The 21548-nt window shown below is 48.0% G+C and carries 16 protein-coding genes and 1 pseudogene; 13 read left to right on the forward strand and 4 right to left on the reverse strand.

Going from position 1 to position 21548, the window contains the following annotated elements; translation table 11 throughout:
* Positions 1-8 precede the first annotated feature (8 nt).
* Positions 9-2441 carry a PAS domain S-box protein gene (locus tag NC997_RS18495; RefSeq protein WP_190525888.1) on the reverse strand — a complete coding sequence of 811 codons (2433 nt, stop codon included), beginning with the start codon at positions 2439-2441 and terminating at the stop codon, positions 9-11.
* A gap of 341 nt (positions 2442-2782) precedes the next feature.
* Between NC997_RS18495 and typA the strand changes: the two genes are divergently transcribed.
* Positions 2783-4573, forward strand: a complete 1791-nt coding sequence (typA, locus tag NC997_RS18500) for a translational GTPase TypA (RefSeq protein ID WP_190413055.1) — start codon at positions 2783-2785, stop codon at positions 4571-4573.
* Positions 4574-4841: 268 nt separating this feature from the next.
* Here typA and NC997_RS18505 read toward each other — a convergent pair whose 3' ends face one another.
* Positions 4842-6062 (reverse strand): type IV pilus twitching motility protein PilT, encoded by a 1221-nt coding sequence (locus NC997_RS18505; protein ID WP_190525892.1) that lies wholly within the window; start codon positions 6060-6062, stop codon positions 4842-4844.
* A 209-nt stretch (positions 6063-6271) separates the two neighbouring features.
* On the opposite strand from NC997_RS18505, the gene NC997_RS18510 reads away from it, so the two are divergent.
* The 7 genes from NC997_RS18510 to NC997_RS18540 all read left to right on the forward strand — a co-directional run bounded on the left by NC997_RS18510 (position 6272) and on the right by NC997_RS18540 (position 13336).
* Positions 6272-7429: a DUF58 domain-containing protein gene (locus tag NC997_RS18510; RefSeq protein ID WP_190525894.1), complete on the forward strand. Its 1158-nt coding sequence runs from the start codon at positions 6272-6274 to the stop codon at positions 7427-7429.
* A 95-nt stretch (positions 7430-7524) separates the two neighbouring features.
* A complete protein-coding gene (locus tag NC997_RS18515) occupies positions 7525-7887 on the forward strand; it encodes a ferredoxin thioredoxin reductase catalytic beta subunit (RefSeq protein WP_190413052.1) in 363 nt (120 codons plus the stop codon).
* A 624-nt stretch (positions 7888-8511) separates the two neighbouring features.
* Positions 8512-8913, forward strand: coding sequence for a DUF309 domain-containing protein (locus NC997_RS18520; RefSeq protein ID WP_190413051.1), 402 nt, complete (start codon positions 8512-8514; stop codon positions 8911-8913).
* Positions 8914-9045: 132 nt separating this feature from the next.
* Positions 9046-9558, forward strand: a complete 513-nt coding sequence (locus NC997_RS18525) for an LptA/OstA family protein (RefSeq protein WP_190525896.1) — start codon at positions 9046-9048, stop codon at positions 9556-9558.
* 102 nt (positions 9559-9660) lie between these two features.
* Positions 9661-10389, forward strand: a complete 729-nt coding sequence (lptB, locus tag NC997_RS18530) for an LPS export ABC transporter ATP-binding protein (protein WP_190413049.1) — start codon at positions 9661-9663, stop codon at positions 10387-10389.
* Between the two features lie 194 nt (positions 10390-10583).
* Positions 10584-11747 (forward strand): LptF/LptG family permease, encoded by a 1164-nt coding sequence (locus tag NC997_RS18535; protein ID WP_242031305.1) that lies wholly within the window; start codon positions 10584-10586, stop codon positions 11745-11747.
* A gap of 419 nt (positions 11748-12166) precedes the next feature.
* On the forward strand, positions 12167-13336 hold the full coding sequence (locus NC997_RS18540; RefSeq protein WP_190525898.1) for a hypothetical protein: 1170 nt from the start codon (positions 12167-12169) through the stop codon (positions 13334-13336).
* Positions 13337-13385: 49 nt separating this feature from the next.
* On the opposite strand, the gene NC997_RS18545 is transcribed toward NC997_RS18540, so the two are convergent.
* On the reverse strand, positions 13386-14813 hold the full coding sequence (locus NC997_RS18545) for an NADP-dependent isocitrate dehydrogenase (protein ID WP_190525900.1): 1428 nt from the start codon (positions 14811-14813) through the stop codon (positions 13386-13388).
* A gap of 682 nt (positions 14814-15495) precedes the next feature.
* Between NC997_RS18545 and NC997_RS18550 the strand changes: the two genes are divergently transcribed.
* The 5 genes from NC997_RS18550 to NC997_RS18570 all read left to right on the forward strand — a co-directional run bounded on the left by NC997_RS18550 (position 15496) and on the right by NC997_RS18570 (position 21291).
* Positions 15496-16179 (forward strand): response regulator transcription factor, encoded by a 684-nt coding sequence (locus tag NC997_RS18550; RefSeq protein WP_190525902.1) that lies wholly within the window; start codon positions 15496-15498, stop codon positions 16177-16179.
* A gap of 148 nt (positions 16180-16327) precedes the next feature.
* Positions 16328-16822, forward strand: a complete 495-nt coding sequence (locus tag NC997_RS18555) for an adenylyltransferase/cytidyltransferase family protein (protein ID WP_190425440.1) — start codon at positions 16328-16330, stop codon at positions 16820-16822.
* A 113-nt stretch (positions 16823-16935) separates the two neighbouring features.
* On the forward strand, positions 16936-17658 hold the full coding sequence (locus tag NC997_RS18560; protein WP_190525907.1) for a GUN4 domain-containing protein: 723 nt from the start codon (positions 16936-16938) through the stop codon (positions 17656-17658).
* Positions 17659-18139: 481 nt separating this feature from the next.
* Complete coding sequence (locus NC997_RS18565) at positions 18140-19744, forward strand: GAF domain-containing sensor histidine kinase (RefSeq protein WP_190525912.1); 1605 nt, start codon at positions 18140-18142, stop codon at positions 19742-19744.
* Between the two features lie 131 nt (positions 19745-19875).
* On the forward strand, positions 19876-21291 hold the full coding sequence (locus NC997_RS18570) for an IctB family putative bicarbonate transporter (RefSeq protein ID WP_190525914.1): 1416 nt from the start codon (positions 19876-19878) through the stop codon (positions 21289-21291).
* A 160-nt stretch (positions 21292-21451) separates the two neighbouring features.
* On the opposite strand, the pseudogene NC997_RS18575 reads toward NC997_RS18570, so the two are convergent.
* A pseudogene (locus tag NC997_RS18575) lies at positions 21452-21548 on the reverse strand (IS5/IS1182 family transposase); the annotation flags it as partial.

Below are 21548 nucleotides of genomic sequence, written 5' to 3' on the forward strand. Positions count from 1 at the left end.
TGCCCGCCTTAGAGCGTGAAATAAAAAGTTGCACCTTGTTCTACTGCGCTTTCGGCCCATACTCGACCACCGTGGCGGTGAACGATTCGCTGGACAGTTGCCAGTCCAATGCCAGTTCCGGGGAACTCAGTCATTGAGTGTAGGCGCTGAAAGGCTCCAAACAATTTGTTGGCATAAGCCATGTCAAAGCCAGCGCCATTGTCACGTACAAAATAAGCAGGTTGAGAATCTATCTTTAGTGTGATGCCAAATTCAATACAAGCATATGAGCGATTTGACGTAAATTTCCAGGCGTTATGAAGTAGATTTTCCAGAATTATTCGTAGAAGCCGCGCATCCCCTTGTGCAACAATGCCTGGAGCGATCGCAACTTCAACGGGTCGTTCCGGTTGCGACTGTCTTAGTTCAATGACAATCTCAGAAGCGATCGCGCTTAAATCAACTTCCGTGGTACGCATCTCGGTGCGTGTCACCCGCGAAAGCTCCAGCAGGTCATCAATGAGTTCTCCCATTCGCTGGCTGCCTGCACGAATCCGATGCAGGTAGTGTTTGCCTTTCTCATCCAGCGTGTCAGCGTAGCGCTCCAAAAGCGCCTGACTAAACCCATCAACACTCCGCAGTGGCGCACGTAAATCGTGGGACACCGAATAAGAAAAAGCTTCCAGTTCCCGATTGGCGGCTTCGAGTTGTGCAGTCCGTTCGACCACCCGGCGTTCCAAGTCTTGATTGAGTTGTGTAATTTCCTGCTGGAATCGTTTGCGATCGCTAATGTCTTCAATAATGGAAATAAAGTACCTGAGTTCACCTGCACAATTACGCACAACCGATCCAGTCAGATTAATCCAGACTGGGGAGGTGTCTTTGCGGATGTAGCGCTTTTCCATTGAGTATGTTGAAATCTCACCAGCTAACATTCGACCAACATTTTCGAGGTCAGTATTGAGGTCATCAGGGTGAGTAATATCTTGGAAAGTTCGTTCTAAAAGTTCCTCACGAGTGTAACCAGTAATATCGCAAAGCTTTTGGTTCACCAGTCGCCATTGTCCATTCCTTTCTACCTCTGCAATACCGACAGCAGCTTGATTGAAAGTGGCACGGAATCGTTGCTCGCTGTTCCGCAAGGCTTCTTCCACCTGCTTCAGTCCAGTAATGTCCCGGGAGATACCCAGTACAGAATTGATTAAACCGTCTTCGGTAAATTCTGCAACCAGGCGAGATTGATAATATTTCAGACCATTCGGTGTCGGAAACTGAAATTCAACAACATTCTCTTGACCCGTTTCAAAAACTTGGCGGAAAATGCTTTCCCATTGGGAGACGAGATCCTCAGACATTCCTAATTCGCGATTCGTTTTGCCGATAAATACCTCAGACGGTACTCCTGTTGCCAGTTCCACTGCTGAGTTGACATAGATATGACGTAAATGTCGATCGAACCGGGCAATGATATCTGGAGTATTTTCGATTAGTGCTTTGAGTTCTTGTTCTCGTTGGTGTAGTGCTGCTTGCGCCTGTTTACGCTCAGCAATTTCAGCTTCTAACGATGCGTTTATGGTTGTTAATTCTGCCGTTCGTTCCCGAACCCGAATTTCTAGTTGCTCGTAAGCTCGCTGTAATGCTTCTTCTGCCCGTTTGCGCTCGGTAATTTCCCGACCTTCTGGAATTAATAGCACCACTTGTCCTGTCTCGTCTTTCACAGGTTTGAGCGAGGCATCAACAAACATTGTGCCTTGAGGAGTGGGCAGATTCCCTTCAAAACGAACAAAGTTACCGTTTGCTGCTTCGGTAATCGCTGCTTTCCACTGATTCAGGAATTCGGTGGGTAGGTTCCAAACTTCATCCCAAAATGGACGACCGACTATATCCGCCGCCTTAATTCCAACGAACTCTAGCGCTGTTTGATTAATCTCTAAGACAGTGCCATCCGGTTTTAGTAATCCAATGAATTGAAATGTTTGGTTAAAAATGGCGCGGAACCGTCTTTCACTTTCGCGTAGCGCTTCCTCCACTTGCTGACGCTCTAGTATTTCGTTTCTCAGCGCCAGGTTTACCGCTTCTAATTCTGCTGGACTAGGGAGAACCAGCGCTTTAGGGATCAATTCTGACAGCAGCACCGCCGTACCGAGGGAGACAATTGCAGTAAAAGCTTTGATCCATCCGGCTAGCCAGTAAGTAGGATGCCACAGCGTCCAGATTTCCATTAGATGAGTGGTGCCGCAGGCGATGATAAAGCTGCCAAACAGCAGAAAAATCCAGTTAAAAGGCACATCTCGTCTTTTGTAGACGAAATAGACCAGCATGAATGAAATCGAATAATATGCCAGCGCAATCAAAGCATCTGACGAAACATGAAGCCAAACTAAATCTGGCTTCCATAGATAGCAGTGTCCGTGGGGAATAAACCCTGCTGAAGCCAAAAGGGTTCTCAGGAAATCTGGCATGAAGTGTCCCTCATGTTGTGCTTGGTGATAAGATTTTCCTCGCCAATTCTCGTCTTCAGTTAGGCTAAGGGCGATCGCATTTCTTGGCAGTGATTCGTTTCACACGACTACCGCAATCATTGCGTCAAATAGTGTCTGTGATGCCAGTGCCTCACGCGCACTGGCACCGGAAAGGCAAAACAAAAATGAAGGATGGGGGATGCATAAAACTAGCGCCATGTTTCGGGCGATTAGGCTAGAATTGTTAAGGCTTCTTTACAGGATTTATGTTAAATCCCAAATTCTGTTAATAAGCCAAGAGACATCTATTTCAATCTCAACACCCTCTCTGGCACGCTTCTATGACGCTCCCTATTCGTAACGTCGCAATCATTGCCCACGTCGATCACGGCAAAACAACCCTCGTTGATGCCCTCCTCCGGCAATCTGGCATCTTCCGCGAAGGCGAAGACGTTCCTGATTGCGTCATGGATTCCAATGCCCTAGAGCGGGAGCGAGGCATCACAATTCTGGCGAAAAATACCGCCGTCAGATATAAAGAAACCCTGATCAATATTATTGATACCCCCGGACACGCCGATTTTGGTGGTGAAGTCGAGCGGGTGTTAGGCATGGTTGATGGCTGCATCTTGATTGTAGATGCCAATGAAGGCCCCATGCCCCAAACGCGATTTGTGCTGAAAAAAGCTTTAGAAAAGGGACTGCGCCCCATCGTTGTCGTTAATAAAATCGACCGTCCTCAAGCCGATCCCCACGGCTCAATTGATAAAGTCTTGGATCTGTTTTTGGAATTGGGTGCCGATGACGATCAGTGCGATTTCCCTTATCTGTTTGCCTCCGGTATCAATGGTTATGCCAAAAATGACCTGGAATCCGACAACATGGATATGCAGCCCATGTTTGAGGCAATTCTGCACCACGTCGCGCCACCTGTAGGCGATCCGAATAAGCCTCTACAACTGCAAGTGACAACCCTGGATTATTCTGAATATCTGGGTCGGATTGTGATTGGAAAAATCCATAACGGCACAATCCGGATGGGGCAACAAGTGGCTTTGGTGACGGAAACCAGCGCCATTGTGAAAGGTAAAATCTCCAAGTTGATGGGTTTTGAAGGCTTAAAGCGAATTGATTTGGAAGAAGCCTCCGCGGGAAATATTGTGGCGGTGGCTGGTTTTGCCGATGCAAATATTGGCGAGACAATTACTTGTCCGAACGAACCGCAAGCTTTGCCGCTGATTAAGGTAGATGAGCCTACCTTGCAAATGACCTTCTCGGTGAACGATTCGCCCTTTGCCGGACAGGAAGGGACGATGGTGACATCGCGGCAAGTACGCGATCGCCTGTTCCGCGAACTTGAAACGAACGTCGCCCTGCGGATTGAAGATACCGACTCTCCCGATAAATTACTCGTTTCCGGTCGAGGCGAACTTCACCTCGGCATCTTGATTGAAACCATGCGTCGGGAAGGCTATGAATTTCAAGTTTCCCAGCCGCAAGTGATTTTCCGCGAAGTCAGCGGTCAACCCTGCGAACCTTACGAATGTTTGGTGCTGGATGTCCCGCAAGAAGCGAGTGGTGGCTGTATCGAACGTTTGGGGCAGCGCAAGGGCGAAATGCAAGATATGCAGATGAGTGCCACGGGTCGCACTCAACTAGAATTTGTGATTCCCGCCCGTGGTTTAATCGGCTTCCGGGGTGAATTCATGCGCCTCACCCGTGGCGAAGGGATTATGAACCACAGCTTCCTAGACTATCGCCCCATCACCAGCGATATGGAAACTCGCCGCAACGGTGTCTTAATTTCATTTGAAGAAGGCGTTGCTACCTTCTACGCGATGAAGAATGCTGAGGATCGGGGTGCATTCTTTATCACTCCGGGCACCAAAGTTTACAAAGGCATGATTGTCGGGGAACACAACCGCTCTCAAGATTTGGAACTTAATGTCTGCAAGGCGAAGCAGCTGACGAACCACCGTGCTTCTGGCGGTGATGAATTAGTGCAGTTGCAAGCGCCAATCGATATGAGCTTGGAGCGTGCCTTGGAATACATCGGTTCAGATGAATTGGTGGAAGTTACTCCCAAATCAATTCGTCTGCGGAAGGTGACGAAGAAGTTGGCGAAGCGGTAAATGATTCGACAACAATAGCCCCAGGTTGAAGCCTGGGAGCTACACGAAAAAAGCCCGCCATCGCGGGCTTTTTTTTAGAGCGATCGCGCATTCCTTATCGCCTTTATCGTTCCGATGCCATACACTGCCATACATCAGTAGGAAAGTAGGAATGGGGCAATGCCATGCCCCTAACCAACGTTAGAAATGCAATAGATTCCACTTAACTGCAAACTGCTATAGATGACATCCGAAATGCGATCGCTCCCACTTTCCTGTAAAACCCAGCTTACATCCAGGTACGAGTCGAACTAGAAGCGTCAATTCCCCCTGTACGGATACGGCGATCTAGATCGTTCGGATCTGGGGAAGCACTCAATGCCGCCTCTAGCGTAATCCGACCCTCTAGCATTTGGTCATAAAGCGCCTGATTCATCACCTGCATTCCATCGAACGTGTCATCTAGCATCAATCGATAAGCTTCCTCATCGTCACCCTTGAGCAAGTAATCTTGCATCGCTGGGGTATTGATCAAGATGTCGTGGACTGCCGTGCGACGACTATCCGTGGTTGGCAGCAGCAGTTGTGCAATGACAGCCACCAAAGAATCGGTAATTTGAATTCGCATCGCTGGCTGTTCATCTGCGTTGTACAAGTTCAACAAGCGGTTAACCGCGTTGATGGCGTTGCGAGTGTGCAGAGTGCCTAAGACTAAGTGACCTGTTTGGGCAGCTTGTAGAGCAGTATTAACGGTAATGCGATCGCGCATTTCCCCAATCAGAATCACGTCGGGATCTTCCCGCAGAACTGATCGCAGTGCCGCGTGAAACTCATTGGTATGCAAACCCACTTCCCGTTGACTAACCAAGCACTTTTGGGAAGGGTGGACAAATTCAATCGGGTCTTCAATCGTGACAATGTGCTTATTCGTCGTCTCATTCAGATGACGAATCATCGCCGCTAAGGTAGTTGATTTTCCCGATCCCGTGGGACCTGTCACCAAAATCAATCCTTGCGGTTTGCTTACAATATCCTTGAGGACTTGCGGTAAGCCTAAACTATCAAGCGAAGGGATCTCTAGGCTGATCAAACGCAGAACCATTGCTCCGCCCATCAGGGATTCAAAACAATTCACCCGACAGCGCACGAAACCTGGGTAGAAAATTGCCGTATCCAGTTCCTTGTTTTCTGCAAACTGCTTTCGCTGAGCAGGAGTCAGGATCTCAGCAAGGTTTTGCTCAAAAATTTCTGGTGTGACCTTGAGCTGACCCTCAGCCTCTACCATCTGACCTCGAATCCGATATCTGGGAACTTGCCCCACTCGAATATGGATGTCCGAGGCTTTTTGAGCATACGCATCTTTCACCATCTGTTTGATGGAAGTCGCGCTGTTTACTTCTGAGGGTCGCCCTGGCTGCATCTGCGGAGGAATAGGTGGTGGCGGTAGTGGTGGTGGCATGCGTGAAGGAGCTTGTGCGCGAGTCGCTTCAGCATCATTTGCTTTGGTCATTTTGTTTCCCCTGGGTACTTACTGGGTCCGGCAGCATCGGTAAAACCACAGTTTAATGGATCTTGCCTTTAAAAATTTTCTTTAAGTCAACCGTGAATGTCCTTAATTCTAAAAAATTACCAGACAGGTGTAAAATCTCTTATTTATTTGTAATCAGAATTTTGTTAAGGTGCTGGGATAGCTAGACTCTAGACTGGGCAGCGCTGTTTATGAATATCGGTAATCGGATAGCAGACTGGCTGGAAACTCGGTGGGTAACGCCAGCCTACGCGGGGTGGATATTGGGAATCATCGCCGTCTGTTTTTTTGGAGCTGCCACGAACACAATGGCGGGGTGGCTGTATGTTATTAGTGGCCTCAGCTTTGCGCTACTCGGAATTGCAGGCTTCCTATCCGTGCGATCGCTTCGCCATCTTCAAGTCACCCGACGCCCTATCCAGCCCGTCAGCGTCGGCGACGATTTAACCATTGAATTAGAAATTGAAAATCCGGTTAACCATCCCAAAACCTTACTTTTAGTCCGGGACGTTCTTCCCTTTGTACTGGGACAACCCGTACAAACGGCAATTGAAACGATTTCTCCTCATAGCGTTCACCACTGGGTTTACTACCTACCCACGCAAAAACGTGGGGTTTATCGCTGGAACACGGTACAACTGAGAACTGCTGCCCCTGTGGGATTATTCTGGTGTCGCCGTCAGCGTGAAGTTGCCGCTACAGCATTTGTTTATCCCACCGTTTTACCCCTCACCAACTGCCCGATGGTGGATGAAATTGGGCAAGAAAAAAGTCCCTTGTTTCTAAGTTTAGATCGCCGTTCTCAAGCTGCCACAGAAGGAGTCACGCGATCGCTTCGCCCCTATCGAGTCGGCGATCCCATTCGTTTAATCCACTGGCGAACCAGCGCCCGTTACGGTGAATTCCAGGTGCGCGAACTAGAAGTTTTTACGGGTGGACAAGAAGTAATTATCTGCCTCGATAGCGCCACCAGTTGGAATCCAGAGCATTTTGAGCAAGCAGTTATTGCGGCAGCATCCCTATACTTTTATGCCAGTGGGCGTCAGTTAAGTGTAAAACTTTGGACAGCGTTCACAGGTTTAGTGCAAGGTCATCGCGTGGTTTTAGAAACTCTAGCCGCAACCTACGCCGGAGAAGATGCCCGTGTTGGAGATCCACCGACGCTTCCCTTAATCTGGCTGACTCCCAATCATGTTACTCTAAGCTCTTTACCCCCCGGTAGCCGTTGGATGCTCTGGATGCCGGAGTCTTTAACTGAGCCTGCAATGCCCGTAAATCGTAATTCCCCTGGAATTGTCATTAATACCGAGCAGCCGCTACAACTTCAGCTACAATCCCCTCTGAAGTAGGCTTGCCCGATTGCATCGATCCCAGCCAATCCCCTTGAGGAAAAGGCTTAAGATACAATGCATAAACACCTGTCGATCTCGCGTCATCTCATATTATGAACCCATCAGAAACTGAAACAAAATCTAGCGAAAAAAGTCTAGAGGCGATGCGCCATTTCTCCGAAACTTACGCCAAGCGTACCGGCACCTACTTCTGCGTCGATCCTTCCGTAACAGCCGTAGTGATTGAAGGACTCGCCAAGCATAAGGATGATCTGGGTGCCCCTTTGTGTCCCTGTCGCCACTACGAAGATAAAGAAGCAGAGGTACATGCAACTTTCTGGAATTGTCCTTGCGTACCGATGCGAGAGCGAAAAGAGTGCCACTGCATGTTATTTCTGACAGAAGATAACGAGTTTCGGGGTGAGATGCAGGAAATCTCTCTTGAAGAAATTAAAGCTGTACGCGATAGTATGTAACGATTTGCTCTAGCTAATCGCTAATTGAAAAGTTGCTACTTATAAATGTTTTTTAGCCTAACTACCAATTATCGATTAGCGATTAGCTGAAGCATCAAACTTATCATTTGGTAACAGCCACACGTCCTAGAAAGTCTTCAAAATAAAGCCTCCCGCGTGCTGAAAAAATTTTTTAAATTCCGCTTGGTTGGATAAATCAGAAAAGAACTATCGCCTAAAATCCACTTTTTATTGGTTGATCTGGGCTGATAAACCTTATAACAATTAAGTAAGATTGTAATTTTAAAAACAAGTAGCGATCGCAAGCGAAGCAATTAAAAAAAGCTACTCAAAAGGTGATTTTGGTCAATAGGATTAAAAAAATAAAGGAATTTCTATTAAACTTTATTTAAACTTAAATAAAGCATTTCACAGCAGTTTTTCTATCCGTTAAAAACTTAAAGCGATCGCTTGTTTTGGAGGCTTTCCATCACCCACGCGCGAAGCAGCTAAACATAGGCATCTGCGTCTGGAGCTATTAAGTGTGGTGATGCCTGAACACAACCATAACCACGAGGGAAGGTGCTTGACGGTAGGGAACCGAAAACGGCAGAGTAATGAAATTATTAATATAGTTCCCGACTAATGACTGAAGAAATCCCATCTGAATTTTGGCAAGGGATCGAAGAGTTTAATCAGCATGAATTTTACGCCTGCCACGACACCTTAGAGGCTCTGTGGATGGAAGCCAGCGAGCCGGAAAAAAGGTTTTATCAGGGAGTGCTGCAAATTGCCGTTGGATGTTATCACCTAGGCAACCTTAACTGGCGCGGTGCAGTTATTTTACTGGGAGAGGGAATGCGCCGCTTGGAGGCATACGAACCTGCTTACAGTGGAATTGATGTCACCGAACTGCGGGAACAGAGTGCCGAACTGTTGACGGCACTGCAACAAGCTGGAGCAGAAAACGTGGTTGATTTTGTAGAACAGATGCAACAAAACGAGAATGCTTCACAGTTACCGAAAATAGTGCGAGTAGAGGCTTAGAAACTTCTCAATACTCAGAAACGTCGGGATTGTTGTGCCTAGTTATCGCTGGATTTGTTCTGGATCGAGCCTTTAGAAAGAGTAAACTAGGCACAAGAGCCGATCACCGTCTTTGATGTCTCCGCAAGACCCATGATGTCCTCATTTCAATTTAATCAAAGTCTAATGCGTCGCCTGGGATTAGTGCTGATGCTTCCAGCTGTCCTAGCAGGAGCGATCGCTATCCCCACCCCAATCCAAACCGCCCAAGCCCAAACCGCCGATGACGGACGCGCCCTCACCGTCCGTTCTGATGTGCAAGAAGCCAACTCGAAAACAGGTGTAGTAACAGCTCGTGGCAACGTGCAAATGTATTACCCCTCGCGGCAGATTCAGGCAACTGCTGCCCAAGCTCAGTATTTCAGCAAAGAACGCCGCATCGTTCTGAGTGGTAACGTCTACGTCCTGCAACAAGGCAATAGTCTCCGAGGCGAGACAATCACCTATTTGATCGATGAAGGACGCTTTGTTGCCCTGCCTCAGTCCAATCGGCAGGTAGAATCAGTTTATCTGGTCGCCGATCCAAATTCTCCAACTACACCCGTAGCGCCACCGGCTCCCGCCGTCAATCCTAAACCAGCCTTCAAAACGCCGAATAGTCGCTAGCCATTTGTCACATGGCTAATCGCAAATCGCGAATGGCTAATCGCTAATGGCTTTTAATAATTAGCAGTTAGCCATTAGCAAGGAACAATTAGCTAGTTCTCAATGAAAATCGTACTGGAGAATATTCACAAGTCTTACGGCAAACGTGCGATCGTCAATCGCGTCAACCTTTCGGTGGCGCAAGGGGAAGTCGTGGGACTACTCGGCCCTAACGGTGCTGGGAAAACGACGACCTTTTACATTGCAACTGGCTTGGAAAAACCCGATCAGGGTACGGTTTGGCTGAATGACCAGGACATCACTACCTTACCCATCCACAAACGAGCGCATTTAGGCATTGGCTATCTTGCTCAGGAAGCCAGTATTTTCCGCAACCTCACCGTCCAAGACAATATTCTCTTGGTGCTGGAACAAACAGGCGTGCCTCGTCGCGAGTGGCAAAACCGTCTAAATGGTTTGCTGCAAGAGTTTCGGCTAGAAAAAGTAGCAAATACGCTGGGGATTCGGGTATCTGGGGGAGAACGTCGGCGCACCGAGTTGGCGAGATCCTTAGCGTCGGGACGAGAAGGACCAAAATTTTTGCTATTGGATGAGCCGTTTGCCGGTGTCGATCCGATTGCCGTATCGGAGATTCAAAAAATTATTGCCGGACTGCGCGATCGCTACATGGGCATCTTGATTACCGATCACAACGTCCGCGAAACCCTCGCCATCACCGATCGAGCCTACATTATGCGCGACGGACAAATCCTCGCCTCTGGCAATTCAGAAGAACTCTACAATAACCCCTTAGTGCGACAGTACTACTTAGGAGATGACTTCCAAAGATAGCCTTGGGTAATCGGTAATCGGGAATTGGTAATCACAAGAGTCATCAGTAAGAAGCATTGAATTTTGAAAGCACAAGAGAGTTTTGAATTCAAAATTTCAGACGCGATAACTGTAAGTTTACTCCTTAAAACTTTCCTCCAATTACCCATTACCCATTACCCATTACCCGTTACCTACCCATCGATCCTTGACCAATGACCAAATCTTTCAATCCGCTCTCCCCCCTGATTTCGACAGTCTCGGTGATGGATCGCTATATTGGCACCGAGCTGGTCGCGCCTTTCCTATTTGGCATGGGATTCTTTTCTTCCATCGGGGTAACGATTGGCAGTTTATTTGACCTGATGAGAAGGACTGTGGATGTAGGTCTACCAGCATCGCTCGTTTTGAAAGTCCTGCTGTTAAGTCTGCCACAGTTTATGGCGTATGCCTTTCCCGCCTCAGTGCTACTGGCTGCCTTATTAACCTATAGTCGTCTCTCCGCTGACAGTGAGTTGGTTGCCCTGCGTAGCTGCGGGGTGAGTATTTATCGATTGGTGCTACCAGCGATCGTCCTGAGTTTTGTTGTGACCGGCATCGCCTTTACGTTTAATGAGTATGTAGTACCCGCGGCGAACTATCAAGCCAAAGTTAGTCTAGATAAAGCTCTAAATAAAGAAAAGCCATCTTTCCAAGAACGCAATATTTTCTATCCAGAATATACGAAAGTCAAGCTACCCAATGGTCAAAGAGAGCAAGTGCTAAAACGCCTGTTCTATGCAGAAAAATTTGACGGTCAGAAGATGGAGGGATTGACAATTCTAGATTGGTCTCAGGAGGGTCTCAATCAAATTGTTACTTCGCAATCTGCTGCTTGGAATCCAGGACAAAACACCTGGGATTTTTTCAAAGGCACGATTTATTTAATCTCTCCCGATGCTTCCTACCGCAATATTTTGAAGTTTGAACACCAACAGTTGCAGCTGCCTCGTACCGCCTTGGATTTGGCAAATTCTGGGCGCGACTACGGCGAAATGAATCTTGCACAAGCCAGAGAACGGCTGAAATTAGAACGCCTCAGTGGTAATCAACAAAAAATTCGCAAGCTTCTGATCCGCATTCACCAAAAAATAGCTTTACCCTTTGCTTGTGTCGTTTTTGGTATTGTGGGTGCCGCTTTAGCCAATAGACCGACTCGCACCAGTAAAGCGACGGGTTTTGGGATTAGCGTGATCGTCATTTTTGCTTACTATTTGTTAATGTCCGTCGGTGATGCTCTGGGACTAAGTAACTTCCTCTCTCCCGTGATTGCTGCTTGGTTACCGAATCTGTTTGGATTGGGAGCGGGGGCGTGGTTCCTGCTTCGAGCTGCCCGCTAAACTTTAAGGTAGTGTCATCGTCAGTCGTGTAGGGACGGTTCTCGCTCAAGATATTGAGCAATAGCGAAGCATAACGCACTGTGCAAATTACTGTTTTTCTCTCCCTAATTGATTGGGGAGAGAAAAAGTTGCACATGGCCTAAGCATATCTATAAACCCACCCGTTCTTGGTAGAGGCATATCTGTTCCCTGCCCCTCAGTGAGTGTTTTTCGGTTTCTAGTAACTAATGCTCGTTGAGCGATCGCAACCTTTCTAACTTCCTAAATTTAAACTTTAGTAAACTAAAAGCTTGGCTAAAATTTTACAAAAATGAAAGAAATCTTTTAACAAACTGTATATTAAGACAGTTCCTGTTCAAGGCAATAGCGTATAAAATCGACTTACAATCCCTTGTGCAAGTCGAGCTGCACTACAGCTTATGTCATCCTCCAAACAAGTCCCTGCCTCCATCCGCTATCTCAAAGCACGGTTACGGACATTCGCGCGCCCTGCGTTTTGGGGATCGGCGATCGCACTGGTGATGATGGTGATAGGGGTATGGGAGTACTGGGTACACCCAGAATGGCTTAACAGCCTTTTAGATGGAGAAACGGAGAGTGGGCAAGTCGATTCCGCAGACAATCCTTCGGATGACCCAAACCTTTCTCAAGAAAGCAGTGTGATTGGCGCTGATATCGATAACTTGCCCGCGCTCATGCAGGAATTTAATCGCGGCACTAATCAAGGCGCTGGCAAGAAGGGAAAGGAAAAAGCTCAAGATCCCACCCAGCAAGAAGGTTTATTTGAGCAACTGACTCGCAACCCGGCGACTGCTTCTAATACAGAATCGACCGCGCAGCCTCAAGCGATCGCAGGAATCCCCAAAGCTCCGCAAAACTCGAACAATCCTTTTCTGACATCAGCACAAGATTTATTAAATACTGGATTAAATGTTGGCCCCCAGCCCAATACAGGGGCATTTTTGGGATTGACACCCACGAACCAACAGGCGGTAAATCCTACTACAACAGCAACCTCCACTCCGAATCTGGGCTTTGGCGTGCCCAACCTAACTAACCAGAACCAAAACGTCCTGCCAGTCAACTCCCTGCAACAAGCGTTAAATCAAAATTCGCCAAACCAAGCAGTAAACGCATCGCCATCAGGAAATACGTCTCAACAAACGCTTCCCAATTCCACATCCACTGGGCAAATGGCACCACCGCCAGCAAGTGCCCTAGCGAACACTACAGGCTATAGCACTCCCTTACCCACGACTAGCAACGCTACTCAGGGTTCTTCCACCCCGAATTCTTACACCTATTTAACCCAACCCCAGGCGGTTCCTCCCGTTGTAGCACCTGCTGTCCCCGTAACACCACAGATAGCACCGCCAGTGGCACCGATAACGACCAGTAATTATGGGCAGTACCCATCGGGAGCGAACACTCAAAGAAGCGGGTTCAACAGCAACTCTGGTTTTGGCTCCAATCTTGGTAATTCCGGATCGCAACCGGGTCAGTTGAACCAGCCTAACTTTACAGCTCCTCGTCGCGTTCCAGGACGCTACATTGGTGGGGGTCAGATTAATACTTTCTCAAATCCATAGCTGTTAGCAATTAGCTGTGGGTTGCTCGCTAATTGCTAATCGCTATTTACTAATTACTTTGGAAGTATTTGATGATGGCGGAGGCAAATTCCGAGCATTTCAGAGGCTCCACCGGCGGTTCCATGAGTCGAGCCAAATCATAGGTCACTTCGCCGTTAGAGATCGCCTGACCGAGGCCATGCTTAATCAAGTCAGCTGCCTCCTGCCAGCCCATAAATTCCAACATCATCACGCCTGACAAAATGACCGACCCGGGGTTTACCCGATCGAGTCCAGCGTGCTTCGGTGCGGTGCCGTGAGTCGCTTCAAAGATGGCGCATCGATCGCCAATATTGGCTCCTGGCCCCATCCCCAGCCCACCGACAATCGCTGCCGCTGCATCTGACAAATAATCACCATTCAGGTTCATCGTAGCGAGGATGGAATATTCATCCGGTCGAGTCTGAATCTGTTGGAAAATGCTGTCAGCAATTCGATCGTTCACCATCACCTTGTCTTTCCACTGACCGTTGCCGTGGGTTTCCCAGATGGCATTGAGAACATCTTCCACTTCACGAGTGATTTGGGCTTTTTTCTCTGCCGTCAAGGCGTCGTACCCAGGCTCAATCTGACGGGCGTTTTCTTCCAAGGTAATCTCTGGATTACGGGCTTTGTTGTCCAGAATCCATGATTCTCGTTCTGTAACGCACTCAGCGCGAAACTCAGCGCTCGCTACTTCGTAACCCCAATCGCGGAAAGCGCCTTCGGTGTACTTCATGATGTTGCCCTTATGCACCAGCGTCACCATCTGTTTATGCTTGGGTAGGCGCAGGGCATTCTTGATCGCACGGCGCACTAGGCGCTGGGAACCCGTCTTACTAATTGGCTTGATGCCGATTCCAGAGTCTAGGGGAATTTGCTTTTTGCCGTGTTCTGGCGTAGCTGGAATTAGCTCATTATTGAGGATGTCAATCAATTTGTTGCCAATTTCGCTGCCTTGACGCCACTCAATTCCCAGGTAGATGTCTTCTGTATTTTCTCGATAGATGATGACATCGAGTTTCTCCGGGCTTTTGTGGGGAGAGGGGGTGCCTGGGTAATACTTGCAGGGGCGGACACAGGAGTAAAGGTCAAAAATCTGACGCAGTGCCACATTCAGCGACCGGATGCCGCCCCCAATCGGGGTTGTTAGCGGCCCTTTGATGGCAATACCGTATTCTTTAATTACGTCTAGGGTATCTTGGGGCAAATATTGGTAGGTGCCGTACTTCTCACAGGCTTCATCCCCGGCGTAGATTTTGAACCAGCTGATTGTTCGCTTGCCACCATAAGCAGCTTGGACAGCGGCATCAAAGACCTTCTGGGCGGCGGGCCAGAGGTCGATGCCCGTGCCGTCTCCGCGAATGAAAGGAACGATCGGGTTGTCTGGAACAACGGGTTCGCCATCTTTGAAGATGATACGTTCGCCCATGTCAGGAGGAGTGATTTTTTCGTACATATTGCACTTTTGTTGGATCTAGTCTAGCCAGACAATATTTTGACAGGAAGACTACCAAATCGGCTGATTCGCAAAAGTTTCGGTTAAGCTTTTTTGCAGTTTAGGCGGTTTGATTGCCATGATGTTCGCAAATCATCCAAGCTGAGGCAGGGCTGCTAGGAGGCTGTTACCTCATTTTGGATTTTGGATGGTGGAGACGAGATTAATCGCGTTTCTACGAAGGGGACGTTGTCAGAAGTTTAAACCAGGCACCAAGGAGCGCAAAAAAGGATTACAGACCTAATAGTAGTCTCTAGAAGTGTGACTGGGATGAAGGAATTAGCGCTTCAAATCAAAACTTTGGCATCTATTTAGCCAAGAGGCTCTACGAGAATGGGTCGAACGGCTAATTTTTTGAATAATCTTAAGCGCATTCTGTCATCAGCCTTTATGCTGATCCTTTAGGCTGATAATAAAGTAGACTGAGGGCGATCGCTGGTTTTTAGTCCATCAATCTCACAAATACTGGCTGAGAAATTCTTGACGCTGCCAGTATTTGTGAAGCTGATATAAAAAAGAGATATGCTGCACAAGCCGCCTCTGCCCTTTTCACAAAAACCTCAACTTAATATCAAAGCGGGATGAATTCAGTTTGCAGACCTAGGCTGATATGGCCCCTGAAAGGCGCTCTTCTAGAGTAACGATGAAAAAAATTTTGCTCGTTGATGATGATAGAACCCTGCGAACTGTCTTGACACGCTACCTGCAAAACCAGGGGTATCTGGTTCAGGATGTAAGTTCTGGTATGGAGGCACTAAGCGCTTTTGAACAAGCTCCACCGGATTTGGTGGTCAGCGATGTGATGATGCCGGAGATGGACGGTTTGGAATTCTGCCGACGCCTGCGAGCAACTCCTATCGGGCAATTGGTACCGTTTATCTTTTTGTCAGGTAAAGGAGAGCTAGAAGACCGAATTCAAGGTCATACGATTGGGGCAGATGATTATCTGACTAAACCCTTCGATCCCAGGGAATTAGTCGCAAAAATTGAAGCTCAGCTAGAGCGATCGCGCCGCATCCATGCGGAAATGGTACGGTTGATGCAGCAGATGGCAACCAGTTCCACCGCAGCGACAGCAACTCTGGGAGCGTTGGGTTCTGCCACCTGCGAGCCACTTCCGTTAACACCCGCAGAGCAAAGAGTTTTTTGGGAGGTGATTCAGGGATTTACCAATAAACAAATTAGCGATCGCTTGTTTATCAGTCCGCGCACCGTTCAGACCCATCTTAGTAACATCCTCAGTAAGCTGGAACTAGAGAATCGCTCTCAACTAGTTCGATTTGCTTTTGAACACGGATACCGACCTCCCACCCATGAAGAGCCGTGAGAGATGAGGCAGTCATTGGTAGCAGTCATTGGTAATTGGTATCAATTTTTAAGTTGTAGAGACAAGGGTTGATCGCCTCTGAATTTTAAATTAAAAATTTTCTGATAACTCAAAACTCAAAACTTATCGCTCAAAACTCTCATTACCCATGATTTCAGGCGTTTATACACTAAATGAATTAAGTCAAGCGATCGCGGCAGATCCTAGCCGATGGCGACCGCTAGTATTTACTAACGGGTGCTTTGATTTACTCCATACAGGTCATGTTCGATATTTACAAGTAGCAAAGTCCTTGGGGCGATCGCTCGTCGTGGGGTTAAATAGTGATCAGTCCGTCCGTGCAATCAAGCCCCATCAGCAGGGATTGCCTCCCCGACCTATCGTGCCTGAGCAGCAGCGGGCTGAAGTTCTCGCCGCCCTTAAGCCCGTGGATGGAGTGGTAATCTTCGACTCATTGACAGCCACTGGCTTAATTGAAACACTCAAGCCCGATATCTATGTCAAAGGAGGCGACTACAGCTTGGAAACCCTGCCTGAAACACCTGCCGTTCAGGCATACGGAGGTCAGATTGAATTGGTCAAAGTGGAAATTCCCACCTCGACCACAGCGATGATTGACCGCATCCTGCACTCGAATGATTAGCGCATTTGTCAAAAGTCATTAGTCATTGGTCATTAGTCATTGGCTACGGACTAAAGACTAGAGACTAATGACTAATGACTAATAACTAACAGCAACCTGAAATGACTTGCTTCATGACAGACCAAACGACTGCCGACCTACCATACACCACCCAAGACCTCACCGACCTACGCTGCAAGTTTGAGTCGGGTTCTGAAAAAACGCAACTACAACTCCTCCCAGAACTTCTAAAAGCGGGTAATGCCGGTTTGGAGGTACTGATGGAATTTTTACGTAACAATCAGTCAACTCCTACCAATTTAGTTACAGCTAAAGCCTACCAGACCCTCTACAACGCCAATTTGCCAGCTGCAACTGAATTTCTTCAAACCCATTTCCCTTCCGGCATTATCCCCTTACACTCAGAACGCGGCATCGACTACAGTTCCCTGCAACACCTGCTCTTGCAACAAGACTTTCTTGCCGCTGACCGCCTAACCTTGCAAAAGCTGTGTGAATTGGCAGGTGCTCAGGCTGTACAGAGAAAATGGTTGTACTTTACAGAGGTAGAAAACTTCCCCATTCCTGATTTACAAACCATCAATAGCCTGTGGTTCCTACACTCGGAGGGCAAATTCGGTTTTTCCGTGCAACGGGAAATCTGGCTGAGTCTCGGCAAAGACTTCTTAAAGTTCTGGCCCAAAATTGGCTGGAAGAGCGGCAACAACTGGACTCGATATCCCAACGAGTTTACCTGGGATCTCAGTGCCCCTAGGGGTCATCTGCCTCTGTCAAATCAGCTGCGGGGTGTCCGGGTGATTGCCGCCTTGTTATCTCATCCCGCCTGGTCAAGTTGAAAACTTCAAGGCTCAGGACTCAAGACTCAGCAAACAAGAGTGATGAGTGAATGAAGCAAGAAAGCCTCTTGCCAGCAGAAATGACTCTACTTTTCACTCTTGTTTTTCATCCTGGCTCCTCAATCGAATCACCGTCACTGAAGACTTGTCGGCTGGGTTGAGCCGAGTGCTAAACTCAACGCCTCCCTTGATTTTTGTTGCTTTCTCCTCCCTTGAAGGCTAAAGCCTTACGGCATGAACGCGCCTGCGCGACCTCAAACACCACGTCGCCAGGGCGGGAGAACCCCCGCTATTCTTGTCGTTCAACCTAGGATAGAAGTCAATTTTGCTTAAATCAGTGTCATTTACCCTTAGTCCTTTTTAACCGAAAAGCAAAACTCTCTGCTCAACGTGTTTGTTAGAGGCCTTCTTCGGGAACGCTAAGTGTAGCGGGATATTAAATTAAGTCATACAAGCAAAGCGTATGGGAGTAGGGATGGTAATGGCAGCCCCAGAAAGCAGACTTTTTTGTCGTTTGGATGGTTTGACACCGGCAGTACGAGAACAACAAAGGTTCGCTGCTTTGGGAGAATTGGGTCTACTTGAAGCAGAGATGGTTCCAGTGTTCGAGGAAGCTACTCAAACAGCAGCCCGATTTTTGGAAGCGCCGATTTGCATTTTAAGTTTAATGGCTCAAGACAAGCAGCGGATCAAAGCAGCTGTGGGTTTATCACGATTAGGGTTGATGAACGATCTCGCCACGTCCCGGCAGCTCCCACGCCATCAATCTTTGTGTACTTATGTGGTCGATAGTCATCAAGTTTTGATTGCTGGCGATACGCTAACAAATCGAGCGTTTGCTGAAACTGCTCTTGTGCAGCACTACGGCATCCGTGCCTATCTAGGGACACCGCTGCTATCATCTAGTGGAATCTGCCTGGGCACCCTGGCAGTGATGGACTTAGTGCCTCGTAACTTTACTAGCAAAGATATTGACTTTTTGGAACTTATGGCTCGCTGGAGTCTGAGTGAATTTGAGAGAAACCGTCTGTTTTTAGAAACGCGACAATTGGGGTCTTTAGAGCGTACCAACTCCAGCTATTGGTTTGCCAAACCGTCACCTAACGGGCAACCAGAAACGGGTAAAGACCTGGGATACAATGCCGCCTCGAACAACAGCAGTATGGGCAGCAATGCGGGTGAAGTGTTGTCCCTGACCCGTTCAACCCCTAGCCCCTCTGCAACTAGCTCCGTTAAAGTCAAACTGCTATCCCAGCTGTCACAGGAACTGCGGACTCCGTTGACTTCAATTATGGGGATGGCAAGTGTTTTGGGACGCGAAGTTTATGGGCCATTAACGACCAAGCAGAAGGAATACCTGGAGATTATCCACAACAGCGGTCAGCACTTAGTGTCGCTAGTTGATGAAATTTTGTCTCTGGGAGGGTTGGATGAGGTTAGCCAAAAACTCGATTTCACCTCTGTGGACATCGAAATGCTGTGTCAACAGGCGATTAATAACCTGCAACAGATTGCGTCTGGGCGGCAGCAACAGATTCGTCTATCTGTAGAGCCTGGAAAGCGCATCTGGTTGCTTGACAAGGATAAAGTGCGGCAAATTCTTTACTACCTGATTTTTAATCTAATTAACTCAGGGAGTGCAGGAGGTGTGGTTCGCATTCATGTCTCTCGCAAAATCGAAAAGCTGAACATTGCGGTGTGGGTTTCTCATCCCTGGCTAGGAGATGGTCTACCGCAGATTGAGTTTTATGCCCAGTCCGATATGTCGCCAAATCATCACTTAGAACCAGCTCTCTCAGAAGCCAGTGTTGCTTACATTCAAGAGCCGTACTCCGTGCCGTCCCTCACATCAATGAATCAATTGTTGCTGAATGACTCTCGTGCCGCTGATTCTGCCGTCTCAGAAGGGCTGTCCCATTTATCAGTCGGCAATGGTTCTCGTGAAAGTTTGGGGTTGTTGCTGAGCTGTTTATTGGCAGAAATTCATGGTGGGCACATTTCTGTTCAAGGCTCTCCAGAAGCGGGATATCGCTATGTAGTCAGCTTGCCACAGGTGGATGCGGTGGAAACAATTGGTGATGATTGACGGACTAGAGACTATAAACTATGTACTTGGGTAATTGGTAATCGTCATAGGGAATGGCTAATTGTTCATTGACCAATGACTAATGTGATCAATACCAATCACCCATAATCACTTCCCCCCTGACCTATCACATGAGTGTTTGGCAACAATTTACCTTGTCCAGTTTGCCGCTGTATCAGTGGCAAAGTGCAAGCTATTTGCATCGGTTGGTCGGTAGCTTGCGAAGCTGGCGGCAGAGTAGCGTCTGCGTGCAGTGGGCTGAGCCGTTGGGAGCCTTGTTTGTGGCTTTAGTGTTTGCGTTGGCTCCTTTCGTGACAACGGCCCTGGTTGGCGTGTTGTTAGCTGCCGGTGCTGGCTTTTGGATACTGCTGACTCTGTCAGATGAGGCGGGTTATGTACCGGGCGAAGCGCCTAAAGTTACTCCAATTCACTGGTTGGTGTTACTGTACTGGGGCATTGCCACTGTAGCAACGGCTCTGTCGCCAGTGAAGATAGCTGCTTTGAAGGGCTGGGGCAAGCTAACGCTGTATTTGCTATTTTTTGCGCTCATGGCGCGAGTGCTGCGATCGCCCCGCCTGCGTTCTATCCTGATCGCGGTCTATCTCCACATTGCGCTGATTGTTAGTGTCTACGGGCTGCGACAATGGTTTTTTGGGGCGGCGGCACTGGCAACTTGGACAGATCCAACGTCTCCTCTATCTAAAACGACGCGAGTTTATAGCTATTTAGGTAATCCCAATTTACTCGCTGCTTATCTTTTGCCTGCGATCGCTTTCTCGCTGGCTGCTATTTTTGCTTGGCGCGGGTGGAGTCGTAAAGCGCTAGCGCTGACGATGTTTTCCGTTAATACTGCGTGTTTGATTCTCACGTTCAGTCGCGGCGGCTGGATTGGCTTTATATTTTTGCTTTTAGTATTTTCGCTGATGCTGCTTTACTGGATCGGCGAACATCTGCCACCTTTCTGGCGGACTTGGTCGCTGCCGATTCTGTTAGGAAGTTTGGCGCTAGTGCTAGCGGTGGCGATCCTATTTGTGGAACCAGTGCGCGATCGCGTTTTTAGTATTTTTGCAAGTCGCAAGGATAGCAGTAACAATTTCCGGGTCAACGTTTGGGAAGCGGTGATTGAGATGATCCGCGATCGCCCGATTTTAGGGATAGGCCCTGGCAACGAGGCTTTTAACAAAGTTTATCCCCTTTATCAGCGCCCCCGCTATACTGCCTTAAGTGCTTATTCCGTTTTCCTGGAATTGGCTGTAGAAACTGGCTTAATTGGTTTTTGCTGCTTTATGTGGTTGCTGATTGTCACCTTTAACCAAGGATGGCTACAGCTAAATCGTTTGCGGCAACTGGGCAGGCGTGAGGGCTTTTGGCTGATAGCGGCGATTGCCACGATATTTGGTCTATTAGGACATGGTTTGGTAGATACAGTTTGGTATAGACCGGAAGTAAATACGCTTTGGTGGATGATGGTGGCGTTGATTGCTAGTTATTACACTTTCTCACCGAGTAGCGATCGCACTCCCCACACACTAACGGAACACAGTTAATCCGATTTCCCTGTTTGATTATTCATTAGTTTTTAGACTTTTTTCGGCACCTACTCCGTCCAAAGGCGAGCGAAAAAACAAGGACTCGCAAACTCTTGTCCAAACAGGACTCCTAGAGTGGATGGAGTTGCACCCATGACTAAAAGACCTCCTGCATGAATCAGTGAGTATGTGCCAGTTCGTAGTTCAACAGTCCCGCAATCAAGTTGAAGCGTAAGCCAAACCGCTTTCTACGATTGCGATAGCGTCCCGAAAAG

This window comes from Trichocoleus sp. DQ-A2, from assembly GCF_039961915.1.
Classification (GTDB): Bacteria; Cyanobacteriota; Cyanobacteriia; order Cyanobacteriales; family FACHB-T130; genus FACHB-T130.

What these genes read in the sequence shown, in the direction of transcription:
- NC997_RS18495 (WP_190525888.1), bottom strand. Translation starts at nt 2,441, where the DNA reads ATGCCAGATTTCCTGAGAACCCTTTTGGCTTCAGCAGGGTTTATTCCC.
- typA (WP_190413055.1), top strand. Translation starts at nt 2,783, where the DNA reads ATGACGCTCCCTATTCGTAACGTCGCAATCATTGCCCACGTCGATCAC.
- NC997_RS18505 (WP_190525892.1), bottom strand. Translation starts at nt 6,062, where the DNA reads ATGACCAAAGCAAATGATGCTGAAGCGACTCGCGCACAAGCTCCTTCA.
- NC997_RS18510 (WP_190525894.1), top strand. Translation starts at nt 6,272, where the DNA reads ATGAATATCGGTAATCGGATAGCAGACTGGCTGGAAACTCGGTGGGTA.
- NC997_RS18515 (WP_190413052.1), top strand. Translation starts at nt 7,525, where the DNA reads ATGAACCCATCAGAAACTGAAACAAAATCTAGCGAAAAAAGTCTAGAG.
- NC997_RS18520 (WP_190413051.1), top strand. Translation starts at nt 8,512, where the DNA reads ATGACTGAAGAAATCCCATCTGAATTTTGGCAAGGGATCGAAGAGTTT.
- NC997_RS18525 (WP_190525896.1), top strand. Translation starts at nt 9,046, where the DNA reads ATGATGTCCTCATTTCAATTTAATCAAAGTCTAATGCGTCGCCTGGGA.
- lptB (WP_190413049.1), top strand. Translation starts at nt 9,661, where the DNA reads ATGAAAATCGTACTGGAGAATATTCACAAGTCTTACGGCAAACGTGCG.
- NC997_RS18535 (WP_242031305.1), top strand. Translation starts at nt 10,584, where the DNA reads ATGACCAAATCTTTCAATCCGCTCTCCCCCCTGATTTCGACAGTCTCG.
- NC997_RS18540 (WP_190525898.1), top strand. Translation starts at nt 12,167, where the DNA reads ATGTCATCCTCCAAACAAGTCCCTGCCTCCATCCGCTATCTCAAAGCA.
- NC997_RS18545 (WP_190525900.1), bottom strand. Translation starts at nt 14,813, where the DNA reads ATGTACGAAAAAATCACTCCTCCTGACATGGGCGAACGTATCATCTTC.
- NC997_RS18550 (WP_190525902.1), top strand. Translation starts at nt 15,496, where the DNA reads ATGAAAAAAATTTTGCTCGTTGATGATGATAGAACCCTGCGAACTGTC.
- NC997_RS18555 (WP_190425440.1), top strand. Translation starts at nt 16,328, where the DNA reads ATGATTTCAGGCGTTTATACACTAAATGAATTAAGTCAAGCGATCGCG.
- NC997_RS18560 (WP_190525907.1), top strand. Translation starts at nt 16,936, where the DNA reads ATGACAGACCAAACGACTGCCGACCTACCATACACCACCCAAGACCTC.
- NC997_RS18565 (WP_190525912.1), top strand. Translation starts at nt 18,140, where the DNA reads ATGGCAGCCCCAGAAAGCAGACTTTTTTGTCGTTTGGATGGTTTGACA.
- NC997_RS18570 (WP_190525914.1), top strand. Translation starts at nt 19,876, where the DNA reads ATGAGTGTTTGGCAACAATTTACCTTGTCCAGTTTGCCGCTGTATCAG.